Origin of the sequence: Streptomyces sp. BE303 (assembly GCF_036290945.1) — a bacterium.
Lineage (GTDB): Bacteria > Actinomycetota > Actinomycetes > Streptomycetales > Streptomycetaceae > Kitasatospora.
In genome coordinates this window covers 1-26,489 of sequence record NZ_JAQYWZ010000483.1, presented here as the reverse complement: position 1 = coordinate 26,489, position 26,489 = coordinate 1, and the positions used below count along the sequence as shown (strand labels likewise).

22 protein-coding genes are annotated in these 26,489 nt (G+C 74.1%); 13 read left to right on the top strand and 9 right to left on the bottom strand.

Going from position 1 to position 26,489, the window contains the following annotated elements:
• On the bottom strand, positions 1-987 hold a 987-nt coding region (locus PUR56_RS09840), incomplete at its 3' end, for a GuaB1 family IMP dehydrogenase-related protein (protein WP_329948586.1).
• Between the two features lie 302 nt (positions 988-1,289).
• On the opposite strand from PUR56_RS09840, the gene PUR56_RS09835 reads away from it, so the two are divergent.
• Both PUR56_RS09835 and PUR56_RS09830 read left to right on the top strand, forming a co-directional pair.
• Entirely contained in the window at positions 1,290-2,795 is a 1,506-nt protein-coding gene (locus PUR56_RS09835) for an SDR family NAD(P)-dependent oxidoreductase (RefSeq protein ID WP_329876695.1), read from the top strand.
• 47 nt (positions 2,796-2,842) lie between these two features.
• Positions 2,843-3,298 (top strand): nucleotide triphosphate diphosphatase NUDT15, encoded by a 456-nt coding sequence (locus PUR56_RS09830; protein ID WP_329876697.1) that lies wholly within the window; start codon positions 2,843-2,845, stop codon positions 3,296-3,298.
• Positions 3,299-3,367: 69 nt separating this feature from the next.
• On the opposite strand, the gene PUR56_RS09825 is transcribed toward PUR56_RS09830, so the two are convergent.
• The 3 genes from PUR56_RS09825 to PUR56_RS09815 are packed head-to-tail and all read right to left on the bottom strand — an operon-like array spanning position 3,368 to position 6,827.
• On the bottom strand, positions 3,368-5,599 hold the full coding sequence (locus PUR56_RS09825; RefSeq protein WP_329948585.1) for an ABC transporter permease: 2,232 nt from the start codon (positions 5,597-5,599) through the stop codon (positions 3,368-3,370).
• Positions 5,596-6,306, bottom strand: coding sequence for an ABC transporter ATP-binding protein (locus tag PUR56_RS09820; RefSeq protein ID WP_329948584.1), 711 nt, complete (start codon positions 6,304-6,306; stop codon positions 5,596-5,598). The genes PUR56_RS09825 and PUR56_RS09820 overlap by 4 nt, the downstream gene beginning before the upstream one ends.
• Entirely contained in the window at positions 6,303-6,827 is a 525-nt protein-coding gene (locus tag PUR56_RS09815; protein WP_329948583.1) for a PadR family transcriptional regulator, read from the bottom strand. Before PUR56_RS09815 ends, PUR56_RS09820 begins: the two co-directional genes overlap by 4 nt.
• Before the next feature lie 469 nt (positions 6,828-7,296).
• Here PUR56_RS09815 and PUR56_RS09810 point away from each other — a divergent pair, with 469 nt between their 5' ends.
• The 4 genes from PUR56_RS09810 to PUR56_RS09795 all read left to right on the top strand — a co-directional run bounded on the left by PUR56_RS09810 (position 7,297) and on the right by PUR56_RS09795 (position 9,461).
• Positions 7,297-7,716, top strand: coding sequence for a hypothetical protein (locus tag PUR56_RS09810; protein WP_329948582.1), 420 nt, complete (start codon positions 7,297-7,299; stop codon positions 7,714-7,716).
• Between the two features lie 187 nt (positions 7,717-7,903).
• Entirely contained in the window at positions 7,904-8,569 is a 666-nt protein-coding gene (locus PUR56_RS09805; RefSeq protein WP_329948581.1) for an Rv1733c family protein, read from the top strand.
• Between the two features lie 8 nt (positions 8,570-8,577).
• Entirely contained in the window at positions 8,578-9,102 is a 525-nt protein-coding gene (locus PUR56_RS09800) for a GNAT family N-acetyltransferase (protein WP_329948580.1), read from the top strand.
• On the top strand, positions 9,099-9,461 hold the full coding sequence (locus PUR56_RS09795; protein WP_329948579.1) for a hypothetical protein: 363 nt from the start codon (positions 9,099-9,101) through the stop codon (positions 9,459-9,461). Before PUR56_RS09800 ends, PUR56_RS09795 begins: the two co-directional genes overlap by 4 nt.
• Here the strand turns inward: PUR56_RS09795 and PUR56_RS09790 are convergent.
• From PUR56_RS09790 to PUR56_RS09780, 3 genes are all read right to left on the bottom strand, one after another.
• Positions 9,421-10,101, bottom strand: a complete 681-nt coding sequence (locus PUR56_RS09790; protein ID WP_329948578.1) for a YoaK family protein — start codon at positions 10,099-10,101, stop codon at positions 9,421-9,423. The two genes, PUR56_RS09795 and PUR56_RS09790, sit on opposite strands and share 41 nt — an antisense overlap.
• Positions 10,102-10,405: 304 nt before the next feature.
• Entirely contained in the window at positions 10,406-12,238 is a 1,833-nt protein-coding gene (gene asnB, locus PUR56_RS09785) for an asparagine synthase (glutamine-hydrolyzing) (protein ID WP_329876715.1), read from the bottom strand.
• Between the two features lie 227 nt (positions 12,239-12,465).
• Positions 12,466-13,263, bottom strand: coding sequence for a DUF2785 domain-containing protein (locus PUR56_RS09780; protein WP_329948577.1), 798 nt, complete (start codon positions 13,261-13,263; stop codon positions 12,466-12,468).
• A gap of 233 nt (positions 13,264-13,496) precedes the next feature.
• Here PUR56_RS09780 and PUR56_RS09775 point away from each other — a divergent pair, with 233 nt between their 5' ends.
• Positions 13,497-14,432 carry a TIGR01777 family oxidoreductase gene (locus PUR56_RS09775; RefSeq protein WP_329948576.1) on the top strand — a complete coding sequence of 312 codons (936 nt, stop codon included), beginning with the start codon at positions 13,497-13,499 and terminating at the stop codon, positions 14,430-14,432.
• A gap of 69 nt (positions 14,433-14,501) precedes the next feature.
• Here PUR56_RS09775 and PUR56_RS09770 read toward each other — a convergent pair whose 3' ends face one another.
• Positions 14,502-15,086 (bottom strand): helix-turn-helix domain-containing protein, encoded by a 585-nt coding sequence (locus tag PUR56_RS09770; protein ID WP_329876721.1) that lies wholly within the window; start codon positions 15,084-15,086, stop codon positions 14,502-14,504.
• Between the two features lie 138 nt (positions 15,087-15,224).
• Here PUR56_RS09770 and PUR56_RS09765 point away from each other — a divergent pair, with 138 nt between their 5' ends.
• The 4 genes from PUR56_RS09765 (at position 15,225) to meaB (ending at position 22,138) form a co-directional block, all read left to right on the top strand.
• Complete coding sequence (locus PUR56_RS09765; protein WP_329948575.1) at positions 15,225-16,703, top strand: MFS transporter; 1,479 nt, start codon at positions 15,225-15,227, stop codon at positions 16,701-16,703.
• 304 nt (positions 16,704-17,007) lie between these two features.
• Positions 17,008-18,924: a methylmalonyl-CoA mutase family protein gene (locus PUR56_RS09760; RefSeq protein ID WP_329948574.1), complete on the top strand. Its 1,917-nt coding sequence runs from the start codon at positions 17,008-17,010 to the stop codon at positions 18,922-18,924.
• Positions 18,924-21,128 (top strand): methylmalonyl-CoA mutase, encoded by a 2,205-nt coding sequence (gene scpA, locus PUR56_RS09755; RefSeq protein WP_329876728.1) that lies wholly within the window; start codon positions 18,924-18,926, stop codon positions 21,126-21,128. The genes PUR56_RS09760 and scpA overlap by 1 nt, the downstream gene beginning before the upstream one ends.
• A gap of 11 nt (positions 21,129-21,139) precedes the next feature.
• On the top strand, positions 21,140-22,138 hold the full coding sequence (meaB, locus tag PUR56_RS09750; RefSeq protein ID WP_329876730.1) for a methylmalonyl Co-A mutase-associated GTPase MeaB: 999 nt from the start codon (positions 21,140-21,142) through the stop codon (positions 22,136-22,138).
• A gap of 143 nt (positions 22,139-22,281) precedes the next feature.
• On the opposite strand, the gene PUR56_RS09745 is transcribed toward meaB, so the two are convergent.
• Positions 22,282-22,884, bottom strand: coding sequence for a superoxide dismutase (locus tag PUR56_RS09745; RefSeq protein WP_329876732.1), 603 nt, complete (start codon positions 22,882-22,884; stop codon positions 22,282-22,284).
• Positions 22,885-23,087: 203 nt separating this feature from the next.
• Between PUR56_RS09745 and tsaD the strand changes: the two genes are divergently transcribed.
• Together tsaD and PUR56_RS09735 are read left to right on the top strand one after the other, a co-directional pair.
• On the top strand, positions 23,088-24,140 hold the full coding sequence (gene tsaD, locus PUR56_RS09740) for a tRNA (adenosine(37)-N6)-threonylcarbamoyltransferase complex transferase subunit TsaD (protein WP_329948587.1): 1,053 nt from the start codon (positions 23,088-23,090) through the stop codon (positions 24,138-24,140).
• Between the two features lie 221 nt (positions 24,141-24,361).
• Positions 24,362-26,489 (top strand): collagenase (locus tag PUR56_RS09735; RefSeq protein ID WP_329948573.1); only part of this gene is annotated, 2,128 nt, incomplete at its 3' end.

Sequence of the window (26,489 nt, the reverse complement as noted above, 5' to 3'; positions counted from 1 at the left end):
GCCGAGCCGGCGCGCCTCGGCGGCGCACTCCAGGACGGCGGAGAACTGCGGACGGCCCACGCCGGTCATCATCCGGGTGGTGCACATCGCGCCCGGCCCGACCCCGACCTTCAGGATGTCGGCGCCCGCCTCGACGAGGTCGCGGACACCGACCGCCGAGACGACGTTGCCGGCCACGATCGGGACCTGCGGGTCCAGGCCGCGGACGGCCCGCAGCGCGCTGATCATCGACTCCTGGTGGCCGTGCGCGGTGTCGACGACCAGGGTGTCGGCGCCGGCCTCCAGGAGGGCCTTGGCCTTGCCCGCGACATCGCCGTTGATGCCGACGGTGGCGGCGACCCGCAGGTTGCCGGCGGCGTCGACGGCCGGGGTGTAGAGGGTGGCGCGCAGCGCGTTCTTGCGGGTCAGGATGCCGACCAGGCGGCCCTCGGCGTCGACGACGGGGGCGAGCCTGCGGTGGGCCTCGCTGAGCCTGTCGAAGGCGGCACGCGGGTCGATGCCCTCGTCCAGGAGGAGCAGCTCGCGGGACATCACGTCGACGAGCGAGGTGAAGCGGTCGACGCCCTGGCAGTCGGAGTCGGTGACGACGCCGACCGGCCGGCCGTCCTCGACGACCACGAGCGCGCCGTGGGCGCGCTTGGGCAGCAGCGAGAGGGCCTCGGCGACGGTGGCGCCGGGGCCGAGCGTGAGGGCGGTGTCGTGCACCAGGTGGCGGCGCTTGACCCAGCCGATGACGTCGGCGATCACCTCGGTCGGGATGTCCTGCGGGATGGCGACCAGGCCGCCGCGGCGGGCGACGGTCTCGGCCATCCGGCGGCCGGCGATGGCGGTCATGTTGGCGACCACCAGCGGGACGGTCGTGCCGGTGCCGTCGTTCGAGGAGAGGTCGACACCCTGTCGGGAGCCCACTGCGGAGCGGCTGGGGACCATGAAGACGTCGTCGTACGTCAGGTCGTACGACGGCGTGAGGTCGTTCAGGAAGCGCATGAAACGGGGCTCTCTGGCTGGGAGAAATGACACCTCGGGTGCGGGTGCGGCACAGCCGCAGGGCGCACTCGGGCGCCCCTGCACCCAACGTTCGATTCTCCGGCACCCCGCGGCCAAAAGCCAGTTCGACCCCGTTTGCTGGTGCACCGCACAAGCCATGATCACCGAACGGGGACCCTGCTTGGAGGTTCCTCCAAGGTTCCCGGGTTTCGCCCCGGCCGGGGCCGCTCCCGTAGCATTCACGCGGTAACGGCGGTGGCGAACAGCAACGGCGAACAGCAACCAGGGAAGCGGCAACAGGCATGACGGCGGGCGTGGGCATCGAGCAGGACAACGGCACCGGGACCGCCGAGGAGATCGACTACGGCCCCGGCCTCGACCCGGAGCGGCTGAAGCTCTGCCTGGACGTCATCGCCGAACTGGACCGGATGCACGTCGACCACCCGGACGCGATCACCGTCCGCCAGGCCGTCGGCGGCATATTCCGCACGCTCAAGCAGCGCCGCCGGCAGGAGACCCGGGCCCGGAAGACCGCCAACGACCGCGAGGTCACCGCGAAGACCGCGACCGGCGCACCGACCCGGATCGACGACGAGACCGCCGGCGCCTTCGGCCTGACCACCGTCACCACCAACGAGATCGCCGGCATCCTGGAGCGCCCCCGCTCCTGCTACATCTGCAAGCAGCGGTACACCGAGGTCGACGCGTTCTACCACAACCTCTGCCAGGACTGCGCCGTCAAGAACCGGTCCCGCCGCGACGCCCGCGCCGACCTCACCGGCAAGCGCGCGCTGCTCACCGGCGGCCGGGCCAAGATCGGGATGTACATCGCGCTGATGCTGCTGCGCGACGGCGCGCACACCACGATCACCACGCGCTTCCCGAACGACGCCATCCGCCGGTTCACCGCGATGCCGGACAGCGCCGACTGGCTGCACCGGCTCAAGGTCGTCGGCATCGACCTGCGCGACCCGGCCCAGGTCATGGCGCTGGCCGACGAGGTCGCCGCCGACGGCCCGCTCGACATCCTGATCAACAACGCCGCGCAGACGGTCCGCCGCCCGCCGGAGTCCTACCGCGAGCTGCTCGCCGCCGAGTCGGCTCCGCTGCCGGCCGGCATGCTGCCGCAGTCCACCACGATCGGCCGCTTCGGCAGCGGCAGCGTCGACCTGCCGGCCCTGCCGCACCAGGCCGGCGGCGGGGGCGAGCGGATCTCCGCCGAGGACGTCACCTCGCTCGCCCTGCTCACCGGTTCGGCGACGCCCGAGCGGATCCGGGCGGGCACGGCGATCGACGCCGGCGGCCTGGTCCCCGACCTCGCGGACACCAACAGCTGGGTGCAGACCGTCAGCGAGGTCGGCCCGGTCGAGCTGCTGGAGGTGCAGCTCTGCAACTCCACCGCGCCGTTCATCCTGATCAGCCGGCTCCGCCCGGCGATGGCCGCCTCGCCGTCCCGGCGCAAGTACGTGGTCAACGTCTCCGCGATGGAGGGCGTGTTCCAGCGCGGCTACAAGGGCGCCGGCCACCCGCACACCAACATGGCCAAGGCCGCGCTGAACATGCTCACCCGCACCAGCGCGCAGGAGATGTTCCAGAACGACGGCATCCTGATGACCGCCGTCGACACCGGCTGGATCACCGACGAGCGCCCGCACCCGGACAAGATGCGGCTCGCCGAGGAGGGCTTCCACGCCCCGCTCGACCTGGTCGACGGCGCGGCCCGGGTCTACGACCCGATCGTGCGCGGCGAGCAGGGCGAGGACCTGTACGGCGTCTTCCTGAAGGACTTCGACCGCTCCGCCTGGTGACGCCCGCGGGCCCACCCTCCGGAAGCACCCACGGGGAGGAACAGCAGTTGACGACCGCACCGATGCTCGGGGCCGGGGTGATCGTGCCCACCGGGGACGGCCGGGTGCTGCTCGGCCGGCGGACCACCGCCGGCGAGCCGCCCACCTGGAGCCTGCCCGGCGGCAAGGTCGACGGCGGCGAGTCCTTCGAGCAGACCGCGGCGCGCGAACTCGCCGAGGAGACCGGGATCGTGCTGCCCGCCGAGGAGATGCGGGTGCTCGCCGTCCTGCTCGACCACGAGCTGGGCCGCCCCCGGGTGACCGCGGCCGTGCTCGCCCCGCCGAGCCTGGCCGACGCCGTGGTCACCGAGCCGCACGCCTGCGGCGGCTGGGAGCGGTTCCCGCTGGACGCGCTGCCGGGCCCGATGTTCTACCCGTCCGCGCTGGTCCTCGGCAGCTGGCGCCCGGAGCTGGGCGACGTCCGGCGGGCCGGGACGCACGCGTACCCCGTCCCCGGCCGGTGACCTGACACGGGGACGGGGACGGGGTACGGGCGCGAAGGACCCCGGTGCGGGCGCCGCGGTCCGGGGCGGTCAGCCGTTGCGGGCCGCCTCCGGGCCGGTGATCCGCTTCAGCAGGGGCAGCGTCGAGGCGATGATCCCGAGCGAGGCCGCGAGCCCCAGCACGACGAGGACGAAGTACACCGCTCCCGGGGAGACCAGGTCGTACCCCATCTGCGACTTGAGGAACATCGCCGCCGCGCCGAAGCCCGTCCCCGTGGAGACCGCGGCGACCACCAGCAGCGGCAGCGCGCTCTCCAGACCGACCACCCGCTGCAACAGCCCCAGCGGCGCACCGGTGAGCCGGAGCATCGCGAACGGCCGGCGCCGGTCGGAGAGCCCCGCCACCACGCTGACCGCCAGGCTGCACCCGGCGATCGGCAGGGTGGTGAGCAGCACCACGTCCGCGAGCTGGCGCCAGCCGGCCAGTTGCTGCTGCTGGCTGGAGCCCCAGTCGTCGACCATCCGCGCGACCTGGTCCGGGAAGGCCCGGGACAGCAGGGTGCGGACCTGCTCCATGGCCGCCTTCGAGCCGTCGGTCGTCACGTAGAGCGCGTTGACGGGCAGTTTCGCGACCTCCTCCACGGAGAGCGGCACGGTCGGCCACTGCGTCCCCGTCCGGGACCGCAGGTCGAGGAGGCCGTGGTGCGGGACGGCGGCCACGCCCGCGCCGGCTGCGCAGTGGCCCACCACCGGGGTGGTGGCGAGTTCCGAACAGAGGGTCAGGACGGGCTCCCAGCCGCGCGGGTCCTCCGGGTCCCGGCCCACGCCGTCGGGGTTGGCGTGCGCCACGACGAGCCCCTTGAAGCCCGGGACGGCGCGCAGTGCGGCCAGCACCCGGTCCGGGACGGCGGCGGTCATCGGCGGCCCGTCGTCCAGCACGCCGTGCTCCACCGCGACCCGGGTCCCCGGGTCCCCGCTGAGCACACCGCGGTTGGCGTCGATGGTGCCGATGATGGCGACGGTCGCCGTGGTCACGAAGAGGGCCAGCACCAGGCCGGCGACCGAGCGGAACCCGGCCCTCGGATCGTCCGCGAGCCGCCGCACGGCGATCAGGGTGGCCGGGCGGCTCGTCCGGACGGCGACCAGCCGGGCGGCGGCCATGGTCAGCCAGGGTCCGGCGACCACCAGTCCGAGCATGATCACCAGGAAGCCGGTCAGGTAGGCGGCGGTCTGCCCGTCGGTCGACTGCGGGCGGCGGCCGACGAACCAGCCGAGTTCGACGAGTCCCGCGACCAGCGGCACGACCCGCCAGGCCGTCGGCGGCTTCGGGGTGACGCGGCGGGAGACGCCGAGCGGGGAGACGGTGACCCGGCGCAGCGCCAGCCGGGCGGCGGCCGCCGCGACCAGTGGGACGCCCAGCAGGACGGCCGTCACCTGGACGGGCGTGAGCGAGAGGTCGTCGAGGAAGAAGCGCCGACCGGTGAACGGGACGGTCGCCACCAGCGGGCGCAGCAGCAGGTAGGCGGCGAAGCCGAGCACCGTTCCGGCGGCCGCGGCGACGGCGGACTCGACGGTCGAGATCACGGTGATCTGGCGCGGGGTCGCGCCGACCAGGCGCATCGCGGCGTAGCGCTGCTCCCGGGTCGCCGCGGAGAGCCGGGTCGCGGTGCCGATGAAGACCAGCACGGGGAAGAGCAGCGCCCCCGCGACGACGGAGAGGATGAGCGTCATGGCGTCGCCGCGCACGCCCGCGCCCGGGCATTCGTTGCCGTCGCAGCCGGCCGGCAGGGCGGTGGCGATGGTGGTGAACTGCCGGGCGCCCGGCCGGGCGGCGAGCTCCTCGGGGCTCCGGCCGACCAGGACGAGCAGCGAGTCCGGGGACGGCAGGGCCGCGGCGCCGATCTCCCCGGCGAGCCGGCCCGGGAAGCGGTCGCCCAGCTGCACGGCCGGGGTCTCGCGGATCCGCTTCGCCAGGGCCGGCGAGGCGTAGTACTCGCCGGCCTTCGGGAGCGCGGGAACCCCCGGCGGGACGGGCGAGGTCGGGCCGGTGGCGGCGACCTCGACGTGGAGGAGTTCCTCGCCGTCGTAGTACTCGGCGCTGTGGCGCCACCGGAGCGGGTCGACGGGCGCCGTCTCGTTCCGGCTCGCGGCCGCGGAGTTGAGCCAGAGCGCGCGGTCGTTGGACTTCTCGACCGCGTTGATGCTCGCCAGCGTCGAGAGGAGCAGTCCGACGCCGATCGCCACCGCGGCGGTGATCGTCAGCAGTCGGACGGCGGCGGCACGGCCGCCGCCGACGGCGAGCCGGAGGGCGAAGGCGATCACGAGGCGGCCCGCCCTGCGGCGACGCCCGGCGCCGGGCCGGAGGAGAGGGTCCTGGCCCGGCCGTCGCGGACGACCGCCTCGCGGTCGGCGTAGGCGGCGACCCGGGCCTCATGGGTGACCAGGACCACGGTGGTGCCCTGCGAGCGGGCGGCGTCGACCATCAGCTCCATCACCTGCTCACCGGTGAGCGAGTCCAGCGCGCCGGTCGGCTCGTCGGCGAAGAGCACCTGCGGACGGGTCACCAGGCCGCGGGCGAGGGCCACCCGCTGGGCCTGACCACCCGACAGCTCGCCGGACCGGCGGCGCTCCATGCCGTCCAGGCCGAGCCGGGCGAACCACGGACGGGCCTCCGCGAGCGCGGCGGCCCGGCGGACGCCGTTGAGCAGCAGCGGCAGGGCGACGTTCTCCTCGGCGGTCAGTTCGGGGACGAGCTGGCCGAACTGGAAGACGAAGCCGAAGCGGTCCCGCCGTAGGGCGCTGCGCCGGGCCTCGTTCATGGTGTCCATGCGCTGCCCGTCGAAGTGCACCTCGCCCGCGTCGGGCACCAGGATGCCGGCCAGGCAGTGCAGCAGGGTGGACTTGCCGGAGCCGCTCGGGCCCATCACGGCCAGCACCTCGCCGGCCTCGACCGACAGGTCGGCGCCGCGCAGGGCGGGGGTCTCGCCGAAGGCCAGCTCGACGGAACGGGCTTCGATCAGCGGGCTCATGCGCGTACCTCCGCGGCGAGGGCGTCCAGGCGGGCGGTGGTCAGGTCGATCCACCGGAGGTCCGCCTCCAGGTGGAAGAGGCCGTGGTCGGCGAGCAGGCCGTCGATCAGCGGGCCGGTCCGGCGCAGTTCGGTCAGTTCGCGCATCCGGCGCAGGTGGGCGGCGCGCTGGGTGTCGAGGTACTCCTCGGCGTCGCGGCCGAGCATCAGGGCGAGGACGACCTTGGTGAACAGCACCGACTGCAGGGTGGGTTCGGGGGCGACCGGCTCGGTGAGCCAGTGCTCGAACTCGGTCACCCCCGCGTCGGTGATGACGTAGCGCTTGCGCTCGGGGCCGTCGCCGGGCTCGGCCTCGCCGGCCACGACCTTGCCGTCCCGCGCCAACCGGCCGAGCGTGGCATAGACCTGACCGTACGGCAGGGGCTTGCCGCGCCCGAAGAAGGCGTCGTAGTCGCGCTTGAGGTCGTAGCCGTGGCTCGGTTCCCGCTCCAGCAGCCCGAGAAGGGTCAAAGGAACACTCATGGGGTGACCATACACCCGACGTATACTCCGAGTGTATAGCTGGGGAGAATACGGCGCCGAGCTGGGAGAACGCCTCAGGGGGCGGAGGTTCCGGTGGCAGGTCGGCTTCGGCGGCAGACGTGAGCGGAGGGCGGCCCCACACCGCCCTCCGCTCCGCACGGCGGCCCGGCGAGCCCCCACAGCGGGCCGGACCTCCGCGTCCCGGCACGACGAGGACGCGGTCACCGACAGCCTGCCCCCTCGCCCCCGCCCCGGCCGAGGGCCGAACGTCCCGGTCCTGCGCGCTCTCCCGGGCCGACGCCGGGGCCGGGGCTCCGGTCCCGCGGCCCGGGGTGGCGTTCAGGACGGCGCCCGGGGCGGCCTGACGGAGGCCCAGAACCGATCGGGGACGGCGGACCGTCCTCCCGGGGAAACGGGGGACGGCTCCCGCCCCCACCGGGCCGGAACCGGGGGAACGGGGGTGGCGCGGATGGCACCGGAGGGCCGGGACGGAACCGGACGGCACGGCGAGGGCGTTCCGCCGGTCAAGGCGGGCGCGGACGGGGAGCGCGAGAAGCAGGCGGACGGGGTGGACGGGGTGGACCGGGTGGACGGGGTGGACCGGGTGGCCCTCGCGCTCCTCGGGGGCCTGCTCGTCGCCGGCAACCTGCTGACGGCCTGGCTCCTGCTGAAGTCCTTCCTCGTCCGGCCGCCCGACGGGCACTGGGACCAGGAGAGCGTCACGGCCGCCGGGGTTCCCGCGATGTGCGCCCACATCGGCTCCTGGCTCACCGACTGGGGCACCGTGCACCTCGTCCGGTGGGGTCTGCTGCGCCCGTGGTGGTACGCGGTGCCGATCGCCGTCGGGGTGGTCTCGCTGGTACGGATGCTGATGCTCACGGGGAGGTGACCCGACCACCCCGGGGCCGGGCGGGCGGGGAGCGGAGGCAGCGGCCGAGGGACACCCGCGGGCGACGGACGAGCGGGCAGGTCCCCGGGCCCGGTGGGGCCGCACGGCTCTTGTGCACGGGGGCCGGAGCTGGAAAATGGTTCCGACGGGGGCCGAACAGCGCCAACAGCCGTGAGGAGCACGCATCGTGTCCACCACACCCCGCCCGGCCCGGCCCGTGTCGCCGCCCCGGCGGGTGGGCCGTCAGCTGCGTCGGGCCCTCGGCCGCTCGGCGGACCCCCGCGAACCGCTCATCCGCCCCGTCGACCGGGCCCGCAGCCGGGCCTGGCTCGCCGCCGCGCTCGCCCTCGCCCTCGGAGTGGCCGGTGTCGTCGCCGCCGCCCTGGTCGGCTACCGCACCGCCGCAGGCACCGCCCAGACCGAACGCGGCCGGCTGCACCGGGTCGAGGCCGCGGTGCTCGGCAAGGCCGTGCCGGAGCCGCCGGCGAACAGCCGATGGGCCGGCGGCTACGAGAACCGGGTGGAGGTCTCGACCGCCTGGGCGGCTCCGGACGGCCGCCTGCACACCGGCACCGTCGAACTGCCGCGCACCACCCTGACCAGGCCCACCGTTACCCTCTGGGTGGACGACGCCGGCGAGCCCGCCAGGGCACCGGACACCCGGATCGGCCTCACCGTCGCCGCCGTCTGCACCGGCCTGGCCGGCTCCACCACCCTGGCCACGCTGATCGGTGTCGCGCTCGCCCTGCGACTGCGCGCGCTCGCCCGGCGGGCCGACCGCGACTGGCAGCGGTCCTGGGCCCGTTGGGAACCCCGTTGGAGCGGCCGGGCCAACCAGCCGCAGGAGGACTGAGGAGCACCGTGTTCGTCACCGACCGTCTGACCGCCCGGCTCTGGACCGGCGCCGACACCGACCGCGCGTTCGACCTGTACTCCCGCTGGGAGGTCGCGCGCTGGCTCGGCGCCACCCCGCGGGCGCTGGAGTCCCCCGACGAGGCGCCCGCGCTGATCGACCGGCTGCGGGCCCGCTCCACCGACCCCCGCTACGGCGCGTGGGCCCTGGAGCGGCGGGACACCGGCCTGGTCGTCGGCACGGTCCTGCTCGCCCCGCTGCCCGACGGTGACGGCGAGGTCGAGGTCGGCTGGCACCTCCACCCCGACTCCTGGGGCCACGGCTACGCCACCGAGGCCGCCCGCGCCGCCCTGGCCAAGGGCTTCGCCGACGGCCTCCGCGCGATCCACGCCGTCGTCCGGCCCGGCAACGACCGCTCGGCCGCCGTGTGCCGACGCCTCGGCATGACGCCCCAGGGCCGCACCGACCGCTGGTACGGGGCGGAGCTGGACGCCTTCCTGGCCGTCCCGGACGCGGCGGAGCCACCGCGGTGACCGGCTCCCGCGCGACCGGCCCGCGGTCGGCCGGTCGGCGGCGGCCGGTGGTCGAGTCGGACGCCGGACTCATGGAGTGGGTCCGCGCGTTCGCGGAGCTGTCCCACCGCACGGTCGAGGACGTGGTCGGCTCGCTGCCGGCGGCCGAGCGCTCCCGCATCGAGGCGCACCGGACCAGCGACCCGGGTGACCCGAGCGGCACGGACCGAACGGACGACGCGGACCGAACGGACGGGGCCGACGGGACGGGCGGTGCGGGCGGCGTCCACCGTGCGGCGGCGCAGGCGGGCGCCTGCGGGGCGGGAGGCGGAACGCCCGTCAGGGGGCGGCGCCCCCGGGCCGGGTCCACGGCGGGGTGAGGCGGCCGGCCCGGTGGGTGGCGGCGGCGACCGCGAGGACGAGGACGAGAGCCGCCGCGAGCGCCGCCGGGACGCCGGGCCCGAGGACGAGGGCGGACCCGGCGAGCGCTCCGGCGAACATCCAGCCGGCGGAGGCCAGACGGCGGGCCCCGGCGCGGTCCGCGGCCAGGGCGGTCAGCGTCATGGTCAGCACGGTGGTGGTCAGGTTGGGGACCTTCAGCGCCCGGACGACGGCGTTCTGCAGGCCCATCGCGAAGCCCAGCACGCCGATCAGGGTGTAGCGGACCGGGTCGTGGGTGTGGCCGAACACGGCCGCCCCCACGGTGCAGCCGGCCAGCAGCACCGCCTGCACGGTGACGGTGGTGACCAGCAGCCGGCCTCGGTGGTCCGGCCGGTGTTCGGCGAGACGGCCGCCCGACACCGCACCGGCCAGGAAGGCGGCGAGCGCCGCGAGCGAGGCGGAGGCCGAGAGCCCGGGTGCACCGACCAGTGCGAAGCCGAGGAAGACCACGTTGCCGGTCATGTTGGCGACGAAGACGTGGCCGAGGGCGAGGTAGCTCACCGCGTCGACCAGTCCGGTGACCACGGTGAGCGCCAGCAGCATCGCCACCAGCGGGCCGTGGCGGGGATCGTCAGGCATCCGCGTCCTCCTCGGAACGACCCGGCCCGCCTTCGGTGGGCCCCGGCCCGGCCTCGGTGTGCGCTCCGGGCGTCCGGGACCTCCGGCGGTCCCGTCCGTTCTACGCCCGACCGGTCTCCGGAGCGGGCCGACCCGGCCGGAGCAATTGAATCTACATCTCTGTAGAGGACTTGCCGAACCCGGGGCGGTTGGGTGGCGCGGTTGCGCGGGGCGAAGACGCGCGGGGCGCGCAGGCCGGGCGCGCAACGAGGAGCGCCCGCCCCCGGGTGCGGCGGGGGCGGGCGCTCGGCTCTCGGGCGGGCACTCAGACGGCGAGCGCCGGGCGGTGGTGGTCGAGCCAGAGGGCCAGGTCCACGACCCGCTCCAGGCGGAGCCGGTGGCCCCACTCCAGCTGGTCCGCCGGGGTGTCCAGACTGCTCTTGATGACCGTCTCGTCGGCGATGTCCCGCACGTGCGGCGCGTCCAGCGCCTCGCGCGCGAGCCGCTGGAGGCCGCTGTTGTAGTCGGCGTGGTGGGTGGCCGGGTAGTGGTTCTTCGGCCGCCAGAGCACCGAGTCCGGGGCGATGCCCTGCCCGGTCGCGCGCAGCAGGCTCTTCTCCCGACCGTCGTAGCTCTTCATCGCCCAGGGGGTGTTGAAGGCGTACTCGACCAGGCGGTGGTCGCAGTAGGGCACCCGCACCTCCAGGCTCTGGGCCATCGAGAGGCGGTCCTTGCGGTGCAGCAGCTGGCGCAGCCAGCGGGTCAGCGAGAGGTGCTGCATCTCGCGCTGGCGGTGCTCGGTCGGGGTCTCGCCGTCGACGTGCGGGACGGCGGCGAGCGCGGCGCTGTAGGTGTCGTCGCGGAACTCGCCGATGCGCAGGTGCGCGGCGAGGTCCGGGTTGATCGGCATGGCCGCCTCGTCGCCGGTGACGAGCAGCCAGGGGAAGGTCTGCGCGGCGAGCGCCTTGGGGTTGTGGAACCACGGGTAGCCGCCGAACACCTCGTCCGCCGCCTCCCCGGAGAGGGCGACCGTGGAGTGCTTGCGGATCTCGCCGAACAGCAGGTACAGCGAGGTGTCCATGTCGCCGACGCCGATCGGCGAGTCCCGGGAGATCACCACGGCCCGGCGGTGCTCCAGGTCGAGCAGGGTGCGCGGGTCGAGCACGACGGTCGAGTGGTCGCTGCCTATGAAGGCTCCGGCCTCGGCCGCGAACGGGGTGTCGTGCCCGGTGCGCAGCACGTCGCCGGTGAACTCCTCGGCCTGGTCGCTGTAGTCGACGGCGTAGGAGCGCAGCTTGGCCTGCGGGCCCTCCTGGAGCCGGAGTTCGTCGGCGACCAGGGCGGTGACGATGGTGGAGTCGAGGCCACCGGAGAGCAGGCTGCAGAGCGGGACGTCCGCCTCCAGCTGGGCCCGGGCGGCGCGGTTGACCAGCGACCCGATCTGCTCCAGGGTGACGTCGAGGTCGTCGGTGTGCGGACGGGCGGTCAGCTCCCAGTAACGGCGCTCGCGGACGCCCCCGCGGTCGAGGACGAGCAGGCCGCCGGGGTGGACCTCGCGGACGCCGGCCCAGACCGTGGGGCCGGTGTTGAAGAGCAGGCTGTACGCCTCCCGCAGGCCGTCGGCGTCCACGGTGGGCGTGACGTCGGGGTGGGCGAAGAGCGCCTTCGGCTCGGAGCCGAAGACCAGACCGCCGTCGACCTCGGCCCAGAACAGCGGCTTGACGCCGAGCCGGTCGCGGACGAGCAGCAGGCGCTGGTTGCGCTCGTCCCAGATGCCGAAGGCGTACATGCCCTCCAGCCGGTCGACCAGGGCGTCGCCCCACTCCTGGTAGGCGCGGAGGACCACCTCGGTGTCGCTGCGGGTCTCGAAGCGGTGACCCTTGGCGGTCAGCTCGGCCCGCAGCTGGTGGTGGTTGTAGACCTCGCCGCTGTAGGTGAGGACGACACCCGGCTCGTCCCGGCGGTCGACCATGGGCTGCGCACCGCCCTGGATGTCGATCACGGCGAGGCGGCGGTGACCGAGAGCGGCGTGACGACCGAGCCAGACGCCGCCGGCGTCGGGGCCGCGCAGGGCCATGGTGGCGGTCATCGCCTCGATGACGGGGGCGCTGTGGCGGACGTCCTGATGAAAGGACACCCAGCCGGTGATTCCGCACATGCGCGAGCACTCCTTGGACGGGCAGACGAACGGACGGGCAGGACGGGCACGGGCGACCGCGCCGAGGTCCGGTCCACCAGTCGGGCGGGGAGCAGCCGCAGTTCCACGAAATCGGACACATTTCCGGCCAACGCTCGGATGCCCGGTCCGGACGGCCGATCCGGATGCCCGGCCCGGTTGCTCCTCCGGCCGCCGGGCCGGCCGGAGGAGCAACCGGGGAGCGGGCCTCAGACCGGGCCCAGCGCCCGCAGCAGCGTGTCCGTGACGGCGGGGCCGTGGGCCAGCGGCAGCAGCGGCGTGCCCGGGCCCGCCGCCCGCACCCCGGTCCGGGCGAGGACGAGCAGCGCCCGCAGGGTCCGCGCGCAGTTGGACACCCAGGCCGGGGCCGGGCCCCGCCGGTGGTCCGCGAGGGCGGCGGCCGACCGCTCGACCCAGTCGACGCACTCCTTCTCGGTCAGCTCCGGCCTGGTGAGGGTGCGCGCGACGCCGGTCGCCGTCCGCTCGTCCTCGCGCTGGCCGAACAGGTGGTCGGTACGGGCCAGCAGCCGGGCCGCGGCGAGGTCGAGCACCGGCCCGGGAGCGACGGCGGGGTGCCGGCCGAACGTGCCGAGCAGGTCGGCGCCGTGCGCGGCCGCGTGCAGCCAGCCGAGTTCGGGGTGGTGGCCTCGCAGGTCGGTCTCGGCCGGGTACCAGCGGGCGAAGGCCCCGAACCAGGCCGGGTCGTGGTCCCCCCGGGAGACGATCATGTCGAGGACGAGGGCGGCGAAGCTCCGCGCCTCGATCGCCGGGTCGCCGAACCGCGCCGCCATCCGGTGCCCGAGGGCGGTCCGCAGCTCACCGGCCACCACGTCGCGTTCGATCCAGGTGCCGAGGACCGCGTACGGGTCACCGTCCCGGACCAGCGGGTCGGGGTCGGCCAGGGCCGCGGCGAGTTCGTCGACGAGGGCGTCCAGCGGGCGGCCGGCCGGGACGGCGAAGTCACGGGCACAGACCTCCGACCAGTCGGTGGCGGTGGGGACGGACATCGGAGGCAGGCCCTCTTCTCGGTCGGTGCGGGTCCGGGTGCGGGCCCCGGTGCGGGCCCGGGCGCGAATCCGGGTGCGGGGGTCCGCGCGGGTCGGGTACGCGCCATCCGTATCACCGCGATGGGCTCGCGGACCATCGATTTTCCCTCGGCCACGGGGCGCGGCGGACACCGTTTTGAACGCGTTCACATATCTCGCTACGCTGGCCGCGAACCACACCGAGGGGGAACTCGATGAAGATCGTCATACCCGGGGGAACCGGGCAGGTCGGACGCATCCTGGACCGGGCGCTGACCGCCGAGGGCCATGAGGTCCTCGTCCTGACCAGGCAGCCCCGGCGCGACCGGGAAATCTACTGGGACGGCCGCACCCTGGGCCGCTGGACCGAGGTGATCGACGGCGCCGACGCCGTCGTCAACCTCGCCGGGCGCAGCGTCAACTGCCGCTACACCGAGCAGAACCAGCGCGACATGATGGACTCGCGGGTGCACTCCACCCGGACCGTCGGCCGGGCCGTCGCCGGCGCCCGGCGCCCGCCCCGGGTCTGGCTCCAGATGAGCACCGCCACCATCTACCCCCACACCTACGGCGCCCCGCACGACGAGGCCGGCCCGCTCGGTGGCGGCGAGCCGGGCGCCCCCCGGTCCTGGGACCGCAGCGTGCAGATCGCGCGCGCCTGGGAGCGCGAGCAGACCGACGCCGCGACGCCCGCGACCCGGCGGGTCGCGCTGCGCTGCGCCATGGTGATGAGCCCCGACCGCGGCGGTGCCTTCGAGCAGCTGGTCAGGCTGGCCCGGACCGGTTTCGGCGGGCCGATCGACGGCGGTACCCAGTACATGTCCTGGATCCACGACCGGGACCTCGTCCGCGCCGTCCGCTTCCTGATCGAGCGTGACGACCTCGAAGGCCCCGTCAACCTGGCGGCGCCCGCCCCGCTGTCGCAGCGGGCCTTCATGCGGGCCCTCCGGCGGGCCAAGGGCGTCCCGATCGGCCTGCCCGCCACCCGCTGGATGGCCGAGGTCGGCGCGTTCGCCCTGCGTTCGGACACCGAACTGCTCCTCAAGAGCCGCGCGGTGGTGCCCAGGCGGCTCCTCGACGCGGGGTTCGGCTTCGAACACCCGCACTGGTCGGCGGCGGCCGGGGACCTCGTCCGGCGGATGCGCCGCTGATCCCGCCATGGCCGGCCCCCGTCGGCGGGCGGGGGGGCGCATCCGGCCCGCCGGTCCGCCGGCCCGCCGTCAGACCTTCGGCCTCGCCCGGACGTGCATCCGCTCGCCCTGCCGCCCGAACAGGCTGAGCAGTTCCACCGGGCGCCCGTCCGCGCTGGTGAACCAGTGCGGAACCCGGGTGTCGAACTCGGCCGCCTCGCCGGGGCCGAGGACCACGTCGTGCTCCCCCAGCAGCAGCCGCAGCCGGCCGTCCAGCACGTACAGCCACTCGTAGCCCTCGTGCGTCCGCAGGTCCGGCTCGGTGCCACGGTCGACGATCACCAGCTTGTACGCCTGGAGCGGGCCCGGGCTGCGGGTCAGCGGGACGACCGTCCCGCCGTTCGGCAGCGCACGCGGCGTCAGCCGGACCCGGGGGTCGCCCACCTCCGGGGCGCCGACCAGTTCGTCCAACGGCACCCGGTAGGCGCCGGCGAGCGGCAGCAGCAGTTCCAGGCTCGGGCGCCGCTGGCCGGACTCCAGCCGGGACAGCGTGCTCTTGGAGATGCCGGTCGTCTCCGACAGGGCGGCGAGCGTGATGCCCCGTTTCTCCCGCAGCCGGCGGAGCCGGGGCGCCACCTCGTCGAGCACCGCCCGGTAGCCCTCTGGTTCGTCCATCCGCGCTTCCCACCTCCGTCGTCCCGGAACCGGCAACAAAGTTTGCCACCCCGACGCGCCCGGAGCACGCTCCCCCACGTGTGCCGCGCAGCGGCCACGGGACGGCCCCACCCCGGGCCGCGGAGAACGGAGTTCGGGTTGACCACCACAGACGCGGGACAGAGTCCGGCGACGGCCGGACGGGCGACGCGGGCGGACTCCGTCCGGTGGGCGCTCGCCGGCCTCTCGCTCTCCATGCTGCTGTCCTCGCTCGGCACCAGCATCGCCAACGTCGGCCTCCCGACCCTGGCCCAGGCGTTCGGCGCCTCGTTCCAGGCCGTGCAGTGGGTCGTCCTCGCCTACCTGCTGGCCGTCACCACGCTGATCGTCACCGTCGGCCGGCTCGGCGACCTCGTCGGACGGCGGCGGCTGCTGCTGGGCGGCCTGCTGCTGTTCACCGCCGCCTCCGTCCTGTGCGGTCTGGCCCCCACCCTCGGGCTGCTGGTCGTGGCCCGGGCGGCGCAGGGCCTCGGCGCGGCCGTCATGATGGCGCTCACCATGGCGTTCGTCGGGGGGATCGTCCCGAAGGAGCGGACCGGCCGCGCCATGGGGCTGCTGGGCACGATGTCCGCGGTGGGCACCGCGCTCGGCCCCACGCTGGGCGGCGTGCTGCTCGCCGGTCCCGGCTGGCGGGCGGTGTTCCTGGTCAACGTGCCGCTGGGGGTGACGGCCCTGCTGCTCGCCCGTCGCCACCTGCCGGCCGACCCGGCCGACCGAACGGCGTCCGGCGCCGCCCGGGCCCGCTTCGACCACCTGGGCACACTGCTGCTCGCCCTGACGCTCGGGGCCTACGCACTCGCCATGACCCTCGGCCGCGGACACTTCGGCGTGCTCAACCTGGCCCTGCTGGCGGCGGCGGCCGTCGGCGTCGTGCTCTTCGGACTCGCCCAGACCAGGGCGGCGGCGCCGCTGGTCCGCCCGGGCGTCCTGCGCGACCGGCGGCTGAGCGCGAGCCTGGCGATGAGTGCCCTCGTCTCCACGGTGATGATGGCGACGCTGGTGGTCGGCCCCTTCTACCTCGCCCGGACGCTCCGGCTGGACGCGGCCCTGGTCGGGCTCGCCCTGTCGGCCGGCCCGCTGGTCGCCGCCCTGACCGGGATCCCGGCCGGGCGGATCACCGACCGGTTCGGCGCGCCGCGCACCACGGCGGCCGGCCTGGCGGCCGCGTCGGCCGGCGCGCTCGCCGTCGCCCTGCTGCCGGACTCGCTCGGCGTGGCGGGCTACCTCGTGCCGGTCGCCGTCGTCACCGCCGGCTACTCGCTCTTCCAGACCGCCAACAACACGGGCGCCATGGCGGACGTCCCCGCCGACCGCCGGGGCGTCGTCTCCGGCCTGCTCAACCTGTCCCGCAACCTCGGCCTGGTCACCGGCGCCTCCCTGATGGGCGCCGTGTTCACCCTCGCCTCGGCCACCTCCGACGTCGCGACCGCGGCCCCCGGCCCGGTCGCCACCGGCATGCGCGTGACCTTCGCGGTCGCGGCGGGCCTGCTGCTCGCCGCGCTCGGACTCGCGCTCGCGCCGGCGCTCGCCGCCACGCCGCGCGCCGGCCGCCGCGGACGCCGGATCCGGACGGAGTAGGACGGAGCGAGGCGGGGAACCCGACCGCAGCGGGGCGGGCCCGTGGCAAGCGGGTGGCAAGCGCGCGGCAAGCCGCCGGTAACCGGCCGGTAAGCGAGTGACGGGTGGGCGGTGAGCGGGTGGTGGGCCGCCGGTAGGCCATCGGTGAGCGGGTGGCGGGCGGGTGGCGGGCGGAGCAGCGGCAAGCCCGTCGCGCCGCCCCGGTGACACCGGCGGCACCGTTAGTGCAACAGAGTGCACAGCGAGGGCAAGGTCACACCATCCACCCCTGCTACGCCTTGCCACGGAGCGCTAACCTGCGGGCATGACGGTCCCGCCCGAAGGGCTCCCCCTGGCCGCCGAGTTCCCGGCCGCACACCGAGAGCAGTGGCAGACCCTCGTCGAGGGTGTGCTGCGCAAGTCCGGTGCGCAGCACGCGGACGGCGCAGCGGCCGAGCAGGCGCTCACCACCGCACTCCAGGACGGGCTGCGCGCCCGCCCGCTGTACACCGCCGAGGACGGCCCCGCCGACCCCGGCCTCCCCGGCTTCCCGCCGTTCGTCCGCGGCAGCCGGCCCCAGGGCTGTTCGGTCACGGGCTGGGACATCCGTCAGCGGCACGCCCATCCGGACGCCCGGCGGACCAACGAGGCGGTGCTGGCCGACCTGGAGCACGGCGGAGGCTCGCTCTGGCTGGAGCTCGGCGGGAACGGCCTGCCGGTCGCCTCGCTGCCCGAGGCGCTGACCGGCGTCTACCTCGACCTGGCCGGTGTGGTGCTCGACGCTGGGCCCGAATTCCCGGACGCGGCCGAACAGTTGTTCCAGCTTTACCAGGTTCGCGAGGTCTCCCCCAGCGCCGCCGCGGGCAACCTCGGCGCCGACCCGCTCGGTCTGCAGGCCCGCACCGGGGAGGCCGGACGGACCGACGCACTGCTCGCCGCGGCGACCGCCCTCGCCGCCCGCTGCGCCGGGGACTACCCGGGCCTGCGCGCACTGACCGTCGACGCCCTGCCGTACCACGAGGCCGGCGCCTCGCCCGCGCAGGAGCTCGGCGCCTCGCTGGCCACCGGCGTCGCCTACCTGCGTGCGCTGACCGGCGCCGGGCTGTCCGTGGACGCCGCGCTGGGCCAGCTGGAGTTCCGCTACGCGGCCGACGCCGACCAGTTCCTGACGATCGCCAAGTTCCGGGCCGCGCGCCGGCTCTGGTCCCGGGTCGCCGAGGTGTCCGGCGCCGCCGCGGAGTCCTCCGCACAGCGCCAGCACGCCGTCACCTCCGCGGTGATGATGACCGCCCGCGACCCGTGGGTGAACATGCTCCGCACCACGATCGCCTGCCTGGCCGCCGGGGTCGGCGGGGCGGACGCGGTGAGCGTCCAGCCGTTCGACAGCGCGCTCGGCCTGCCGGACGCCTTCGCCCGCCGGATCGCCCGCAACACCCAGTCCATCCTCCTGGAGGAGTCGCACCTGGCCCGGGTCGTCGACCCGGCCGGCGGCTCCTGGTACGTGGAGCGGCTGACCGACGAGCTGGCGCACGCCGCCTGGGAGTGGTTCCAGGAGATCGAGCGCGCCGGCGGGCTGCGGTCCGCACTGGAGTCCGGGCTGGTCGGCGAGCGGATCGCGGCCACCTGGGCGGAGCGCTCGGTGCGACTGGCCAAGCGGCGCGAACCGGTCACCGGCGTCAGCGAGTTCCCGAACCTGGGCGAGCAGTCGCCGGTCCGCGAGCCGGCCCCGGCCGCACCGGGCGGCGGGCTGCCGAGGGTGCGCCGCGCGGAGGCGTACGAGGCCCTGCGGGACCGCTCGGACGCGTACCTCGCGGCCACCGGCGCCCGGCCCGGGCTCTTCCTCGCCTCGATCGGCTCCGCCGCCGCGCACACCGCGCGCACCACCTTCGCCGCCAACCTGTTCCAGGCCGGCGGCATCGCGACCACCTCGGTGGAGGGCACCGAACCCGCCGCGTTCGCCGAGGCGTTCGCCGCCTCGGGCGCGCGGGTCGCCTGCCTCTGCTCCAGCGACGCACTGTACGGCGAGCGGGCCGAGGCCGTCGCCGCCGCGCTCAAGGCGGCCGGCGCGCAGCGGGTGCTGCTCGCGGGGCGGCCCGGCGAGCAGCGTGAGGCGTACCTGGCGGCCGGGGTGGACGAGTTCGTCTTCGCGGGCGGCGACGCCGTCGCGACCCTGACCGCCCTGCTGGACCGGATCACCGACGAGATCCCCGTGGAAAGCCTCGACGAAAGCGGAGTGGCGTGATGATCCCCGACTTCACCGGAATCGGGCTGGACGGGGACGCCGGCGCGGACGTCACCGACGGCCAGTGGCGCAACGCCTGGCGGCAGGCCACCGGCAAGGACGTCGACGAGCTGCTCTGGGACACCCCCGAGGGCATCGGCGTCAAGCCGCTGTACACCTCCGCCGACCTGGCCGGCCTGGACTTCCTGGACACCTACCCGGGTATCGCCCCGTACCTGCGCGGCCCGTACCCGACGATGTACGTCAACCAGCCGTGGACGGTCCGTCAGTACGCGGGCTTCTCCACCGCGGAGGAGTCCAACGCCTTCTACCGCCGGAACCTGGCCGCCGGTCAGAAGGGCCTCTCGGTCGCCTTCGACCTGCCGACCCACCGCGGCTACGACAGCGACCACCCGCGCGTCACCGGCGACGTCGGCATGGCGGGCGTGGCGATCGACTCCATCTACGACATGCGCCAGCTCTTCGACGGCATCCCGCTGGACCGCATGTCGGTGTCGATGACCATGAACGGCGCGGTGCTGCCCGTGCTGGCGCTGTACATCGTCGCGGCCGAGGAGCAGGGGGTACCGCCCGAGAAGCTGGCGGGGACCATCCAGAACGACATCCTCAAGGAGTTCATGGTCCGCAACACCTACATCTACCCGCCGCAGCCGTCGATGCGGATCATCTCGGACATCTTCGCGTACACCTCGCAGAAGATGCCCCGGTACAACTCGATCTCCATCTCCGGCTACCACATCCAGGAGGCCGGGGCCACGGCCGACCTGGAGCTGGCCTACACCCTCGCCGACGGCGTGGAGTACCTGCGGGCCGGACTGGACGTCGGGCTGGACGTGGACGCGTTCGCGCCGCGCCTCTCGTTCTTCTGGGCCATCGGCATGAACTTCTTCATGGAGGTGGCCAAGCTCCGCGCGGCCCGCCTGCTCTGGGCCAAGCTGGTCAAGCAGTTCGACCCGAAGAACGCCAAGTCGCTCTCGCTGCGCACCCATTCGCAGACCTCCGGCTGGTCGCTGACCGCCCAGGACGTGTTCAACAACGTCGCCCGCACCTGTGTCGAGGCGATGGCCGCCACCCAGGGCCACACCCAGTCGCTGCACACCAACGCGCTGGACGAGGCGCTCGCGCTGCCGACCGACTTCTCGGCCCGGATCGCCCGCAACACCCAGCTGCTGCTCCAGCAGGAGTCCGGCACCTGCCGGGCCATCGACCCGTGGGGTGGCTCGGCGTACGTCGAGAAGCTCACCCACGACCTCGCCAACCGTGCCTGGCAGCACATCCAGGAGGTCGAGGCCGCCGGCGGCATGGCCAAGGCGATCGACGCGGGCATCCCCAAGCTCCGCGTCGAGGAGGCCGCCGCCCGCACCCAGGCCCGGATCGACTCCGGCCGCCAGCCGGTGATCGGCGTCAACAAGTACCGGGTGGAGAGCGACGAGCAGATCGAGGTGCTCAAGGTCGACAACTCCTCGGTGCGCACCCGGCAGATCGAGAAGCTCCGCCGCCTGCGCGACGAGCGCGACGAGGCCGCCACCCAGGCCGCCCTGCACGCGCTGACCCGCGCCGCCGAGGCCGGCCCGCAGCGCGGCGGATCGCTGGACGGCAACCTGCTCCACCTCGCGGTGAACGCGGCCCGCGCCATGGCCACCGTCGGGGAGATCTCGGACGCCCTGGAGAAGGTGTACGGCCGGCACTCGGGCCAGATCCGTACCATCTCGGGTGTGTACCGAGACGAAGCGGGCCAGTCGGCGCCCCTCCAGCGCACCCGGGACCTGGTCGAGCGGTTCGAGCGGGCCGAGGGCCGCCGACCGCGCATCCTGGTCGCCAAGATGGGCCAGGACGGCCACGACCGCGGCCAGAAGGTGATCGCCACCGCCTTCGCCGACCTCGGCTTCACGGTGGACGTCGGCCCGCTGTTCCAGACGCCCGCCGAGGTGGCCCGCCAGGCGGTCGAGGCGGACGTGCACATCGTCGGCGTCTCCTCGCTGGCGGCCGGGCACCTCACGCTGGTGCCGGCGCTGCGCGCCGAGCTGGCCGAGGCCGGCCGGGAGGACATCACCATCGTGGTCGGCGGGGTGATCCCCCCGCAGGACTTCGAGGCGCTGTACGCGGCGGGTGCCGCGGCGGTCTTCCCGCCCGGCACGGTGATCCCGGACGCCGCCTACGACCTCCTGGAGTCGCTCGCCGCCGACCTCGGCCACGAGCTCTGAGGCGCTGAGCGATGGCGCCCCGGACGATCGACCTCGACAGCTACGCGACGGGCGTGCGGGAGGGCTCGCGCGCCTACGTCGCGCGGGCCATCACCCTCGTCGAGTCCACCCGGCCCGACCACCGCGCGCTGGCGCAGCAGCTGCTGACGATGCTGCTGCCGCACGCGGGCGGGGCGGTCCGGGTGGGCATCACCGGGGTCCCCGGTGTCGGCAAGTCGACCTTCATCGATGCCTTCGGCACCATGCTCACCGGACTCGGCCACCGGGTCGCGGTGCTCGCCGTCGACCCGACCTCCAGCCGGACCGGCGGTTCCATCCTGGGTGACAAGACCCGGATGGAGCGCCTCGCCGTCGACCCGGCCGCGTTCGTCCGCCCGTCCCCCACCTCCGGCACGCTCGGCGGGGTGGCCCGGGCCACCCGGGAGTCGATGGTGGTGATGGAGGCCGCCGGCTACGACGTCGTGCTGATCGAGACGGTCGGCGTCGGACAGTCGGAGACCGCGGTCGCGGGCATGGTGGACAGCTTCCTGCTGCTCAGTCTGGCCCGCACCGGTGACCAGCTGCAGGGCATCAAGAAGGGCGTGCTGGAGCTCGCCGACGTGATCGCGGTCAACAAGGCGGACGGCCCGCACGAGACCGAGGCCCGTGCGGCGGCCCGCGAACTCGCCGGCGCGCTGAGGCTGTTGCAGGCCCCGGACGCGCCGTGGACGCCCCCGGTGCTGACCTGTTCCGGCCGCGACGGCAGCGGGCTGGACACCCTCTGGGAGCGGCTCCAGCAGCACCGCAAGGTGCTGGACGCGACCGGCGCGCTGGCCGCCAAGCGGCGCGACCAGCAGGTCGAGTGGACCTGGGCGATGGTGCACGACCAGCTCCTCGCCCGGCTGCACGCCCACCCGGAGGTCCGCCGGCTCGCCCCCGCCCTGGAACACAGGGTCCGCGAGGGCACCCTGCCGGCCGGGCTCGCGGCCCAGCGGATCCTGGACGCCTTCCGGACGCCCGACGAGGACTGACGAGGACTGACGGCCGGGGGCACCCCGGCGTCCCACGGAGCGCCGTGACACGGAGAGGCCCCCGACCGGGCAGGTAGCCGGTCGGGGGCCTTCCGTCACCCGCCCTCGCGGGTCAGGTGCTCACGGGCGGTTCACCCGGAAGGTCAGGCGCTCGTGACCGCCGCGAAGCGGGTCGAGACGTCCTGCCAGTTGACGACGTCCCACAGACGGGTGACGTAGTCCGGGCGCACGTTGCGGTACTGCAGGTAGTACGCGTGCTCCCAGGCGTCGAAGGCCAGCAGCGGGGTGGTGCCCTGGCCGACGTTGCCGTGGTGGTCGTAGACCTGCTCGACGACCAGGCGCTGACCCAGCGGCTCCCAGGAGAGGATGCCCCAGCCGGAGCCCTGCACACCGACGGTCGCGGTGGTCAGCTGCTTCTTGAAGGCCTCGAACGAACCGAAGTGCTCGGTGATCGCGTCGGCGAGGGCGCCGTCGGGACGGTCGCCGCCCTCCGGGGAGAGGTTCTCCCAGAACAGCGAGTGCAGCACGTGGCCGGAGAGGTGGAAGGCGAAGGTCTTCTGGAGACCGACCAGACCGCCGAACTGCTCCTTGTCACGGGCCTCGGCCAGCTGCTCAAGGGTGTCGTTGGCGCCCTTGACGTACGCCGCGTGGTGCTTCGAGTGGTGCAGCTCCAGGATCTCGGCGGACATCGCGCGCTCAAGAGCGGAGTAGTCGTACGGCAGGTCGGGAAGCGAGTAGGTGCCCATCAGGACACGGCCCCTTTCGGCGAGTTCAACGGTGACGATCGTGCCGGAAACACACTATTGCGTATCGGTTGCAGAAACTAAGCAAGGGCTCCTGCGTATTCCTCACACCCCGGGGATCGTCACCCTTCCCTCCTATTGCACAATGGTTGCAGGTACGGACTTTCAGCAGCAAGGGCGGGTGGACGACGGTGACCGGATCGCCGGTGGTACTGGGCATCGAGTCGTCCTGCGACGAGACCGGGGCCGGGCTGGTGCAGGACGGGCGGCTGCTCGGCCAGGCGGTGGCCTCCAGCATGGACGAACACGCCCGCTACGGCGGGGTGGTGCCGGAGATCGCCGCCCGCGCGCACGTCCACGCGATGGCGCCGGTGGTCCGCGAGGCGCTGGACCGGGCCGGGCTCACCCTGGCCGACGTCGGCGCCGTGGCGGTGACGGCCGGTCCGGGCCTGTCCGGGGCGCTCCAGGTCGGGGTGGCGGCGGCCAAGGGCTACGCGTACTCGCTCGGCGTCCCGCTGTACGGCGTCCACCACCTGGCGGGGCACGTGGCCGCCGCCACGCTGGACGGCGGACCGCTGCCGAACCCGTGCGTGGTGCTCATCGTCTCCGGCGGCCACACCTCGCTCCTGCTGGTGCGCGACCTCGCCCGCGACCCGATCGTCCACCTCGGCGACACCCTGGACGACGCGGCCGGCGAGTGCTTCGACAAGGTCGCCCGGATCCTGCACCTGCCCTACCCCGGCGGGCCCGCCATCGACCGCGCCGCCCGCGACGGCGACCCGCGCGCCGTGCGCTTCCCGCGCCCGCTGACGGGCCGCAACGACGCCCCGTACGCGTTCTCCTTCTCCGGTCTCAAGACCGCCGCCGCCCGCTGGGTCGAGGCGCACCGCGCGGCCGGCACCGAGCCGCACGTCCCGGACGCGGCCGCCGCGCTCCAGGAGGCGATCGCCGACGTGCTGACCCGCAAGGCCGTCAGGGCCTGCACCGACCACGGGATCCGGACCCTGGTGGTGGTCGGCGGGGTGGCGGCCAACTCGCGGGTCCGGGAGCTGGCCGAGCGGCGCTGCGCCTCCGCCGGGATCACCCTGCGGGTGCCGCCGCTGCGGCTGTGCACCGACAACGGGGCGATGGTCGCGGCCATCGGCGACCTGCTGGTCCGGGCCGGCGCCGAGCCCGCGCCGGCCGACCTGTCGATCGACCCGTCGGCGCCGCTGGAGTTCGCGGCGCTCACGCCGCTCGCGGCCCCGCGGGCCGCCTGACCCCGCCCGCACACCCCTCGGCCCCTCGGTCGCCCCGGCGGCCGGAGGGCCGCCACGCCTGCGCTCTGACAGCCCTCTGACAACGTTTCGGTTGCGACGGTGGACAAACCCGGTCCGGGCTCTTCCCGACACGATGCGACATGTGCCATTTTACATGTCACACATCGAGTGGCCGCGTCCCCCAACCACGCGGCCCCGAACGGCCCCGGAGGCCCCCACAGATGCGTCCCTTCCGCATATCCAAGGCCGGCGCGCGCAGGCTCCCTGCGCTCGGCGCCGCCTTCTTCATCGCCCTCGGCCTGTTCGCACCGCAGAGCCAGGCCGCCCCGGCCGGTGCGGGCTCCCCCGCGGCCAAGGCCGCCACCGGGGTCACCGCCGCGTCCGCGCCGAAGGCGATCCCGGTGCCCAAGTCCCCCGACGCCGGCACCGGCGACCGCCCGCTCGCCTCCGAGAGCGCCGGCAAGGAGACCCCCGTCCGGGCCGTCACCCCGACCCCGGCCGCCGCCGCGAAGAGCGCCAAGCAGTTCTCGGCCGCCCCGGCCGCCGTCGACTGCAACCTCTCCGGCGTGCTGGGCGGCTCGGGCAGCGCGCTCGTCCAGTCGCTCAAGGCGCTCCCCGACGTCACCTGCACCTACCCGCTGTTCAACCTCACCGGGACGGACGCCGGGAAGGTCTTCCGCGAGGCCCAGATGGTCACCGTGGCCGACGCGCTGCGCACCGCCTCGGCCACCTACGCGGGCAACAACGGCGCGGGCATCGGCCAGCTGGTGATGTTCCTCCGCGCCGGCTACTACGTGCAGGGGAACAACGAGGCCGCCGTCGGCGCCTACGGCACCGCGCTGCAGACCGCGATCCGCGGCGCGCTGGACGCCTTCTTCGCCGCCCCGCGCAGCCAGGACGTCACCGAGGCCAACGGCGCCACCCTCAACGAGGCCGTCACCCTCATCGACAGCGCCGACGAGAACGGCCGGTACGCCGGCGTCGTCAAGCGCCTGCTCGCCGGTTACGGCAGCAACTGGCCGGCCTCGATGAAGCTCGCCGTGGACCACGTCGAGTGGGTCATCGAGGGCGGGTTCGACCTGAAGTACGGCGACACCGGCTTCATCGCGGCCCTCCAGGCCGACCCGACCGTCGCCACCACCTGGGCCGCCTTCGTCACCCGCAACGCCGCCCAGCTGGACGGCGGCGACGTCGCCACCCGGATCGGCATGCAGCTCGGCAACCTGCTCACCGTCGACGCGCTGAAGGCCCAGGGCCGCCCGCTGGTCAAGGACCTGATCAACCGCTACCCGCTGGTCGGCGCCACCGGTCCGCTCACGATGAACCTGGTCTGGTTCACGGAGGACGCGGACAAGGGCAACTGCTCGTACTACGGCACCTGTGACCTGCCGACCCGGCTCGTCCCGCTGGTCCTCGTCAACACCCAGACCTGCAACGCGAACCTGCGGGTCCGCGCCCAGCAGATGAGCGCCACCGAGCTGGCCGACACCTGCACCAGCCTGATCAACCAGGACGCCTTCTTCCACAAGGTCATCAAGGACAACGGGGCGGTCCCCGGCGACCTGAACACCAACCTGGAGGTCGTCGCCTTCGACGACTACTACAACTACAAGCTGTACGCCTGGATCATGTACAACATCGACACCGACAACGGTGGCATGTACGAGGAGGGCGACCCGAGCAAGGCCGGCAACCAGGCCCGCTTCATCGCCCACGAGGCCGACTGGCTGCGCCCGCAGTTCCAGATCTGGAACCTCAACCACGAGTACACCCACTACCTCGACGGCCGCTACAACATGGCCGGTGACTTCGAGGCCGGCATGACCACCCCGACCATCTGGTGGGTCGAGGGCGTCGCCGAGTACATCTCGTACCACTACCGCAACGAGCGCAACGCGGGCGCCATCGCCGAGGCCGGCAAGAAGACCTACAAGCTCAGCGAGCTCTTCGACACCGTCTACGACCAGACCCCCGACGCCGACGTCAACTCGACCCGGGTCTACAAGTGGGGATACCTGGCCGTCCGCTACATGCTGCAGTCGCACCCCGAGGACGTCAACGCGCTGCTCGCCAAGTACCGCGCCGGTGACTGGGCGGGCGCCCGCACCCTGCTCAAGTCCACCATCGGCACCAGGTACGACGCCGACTTCTCCACCTGGCTGACCGCCTGCGCGGCCGACAACTGCGGCACCCTGCCGACCTCCCAGGCCCCGGTCTGCACCATCGCCGACCCGCGCCAGTTCGACAAGAACTGCCGCCGGGACAACCTCACCGCCACCGCCGGCAACTACAGCTACCACTTCCTGAACCTGCCGGCCGGCGTCAAGCAGCTGACCATCACCACCACCG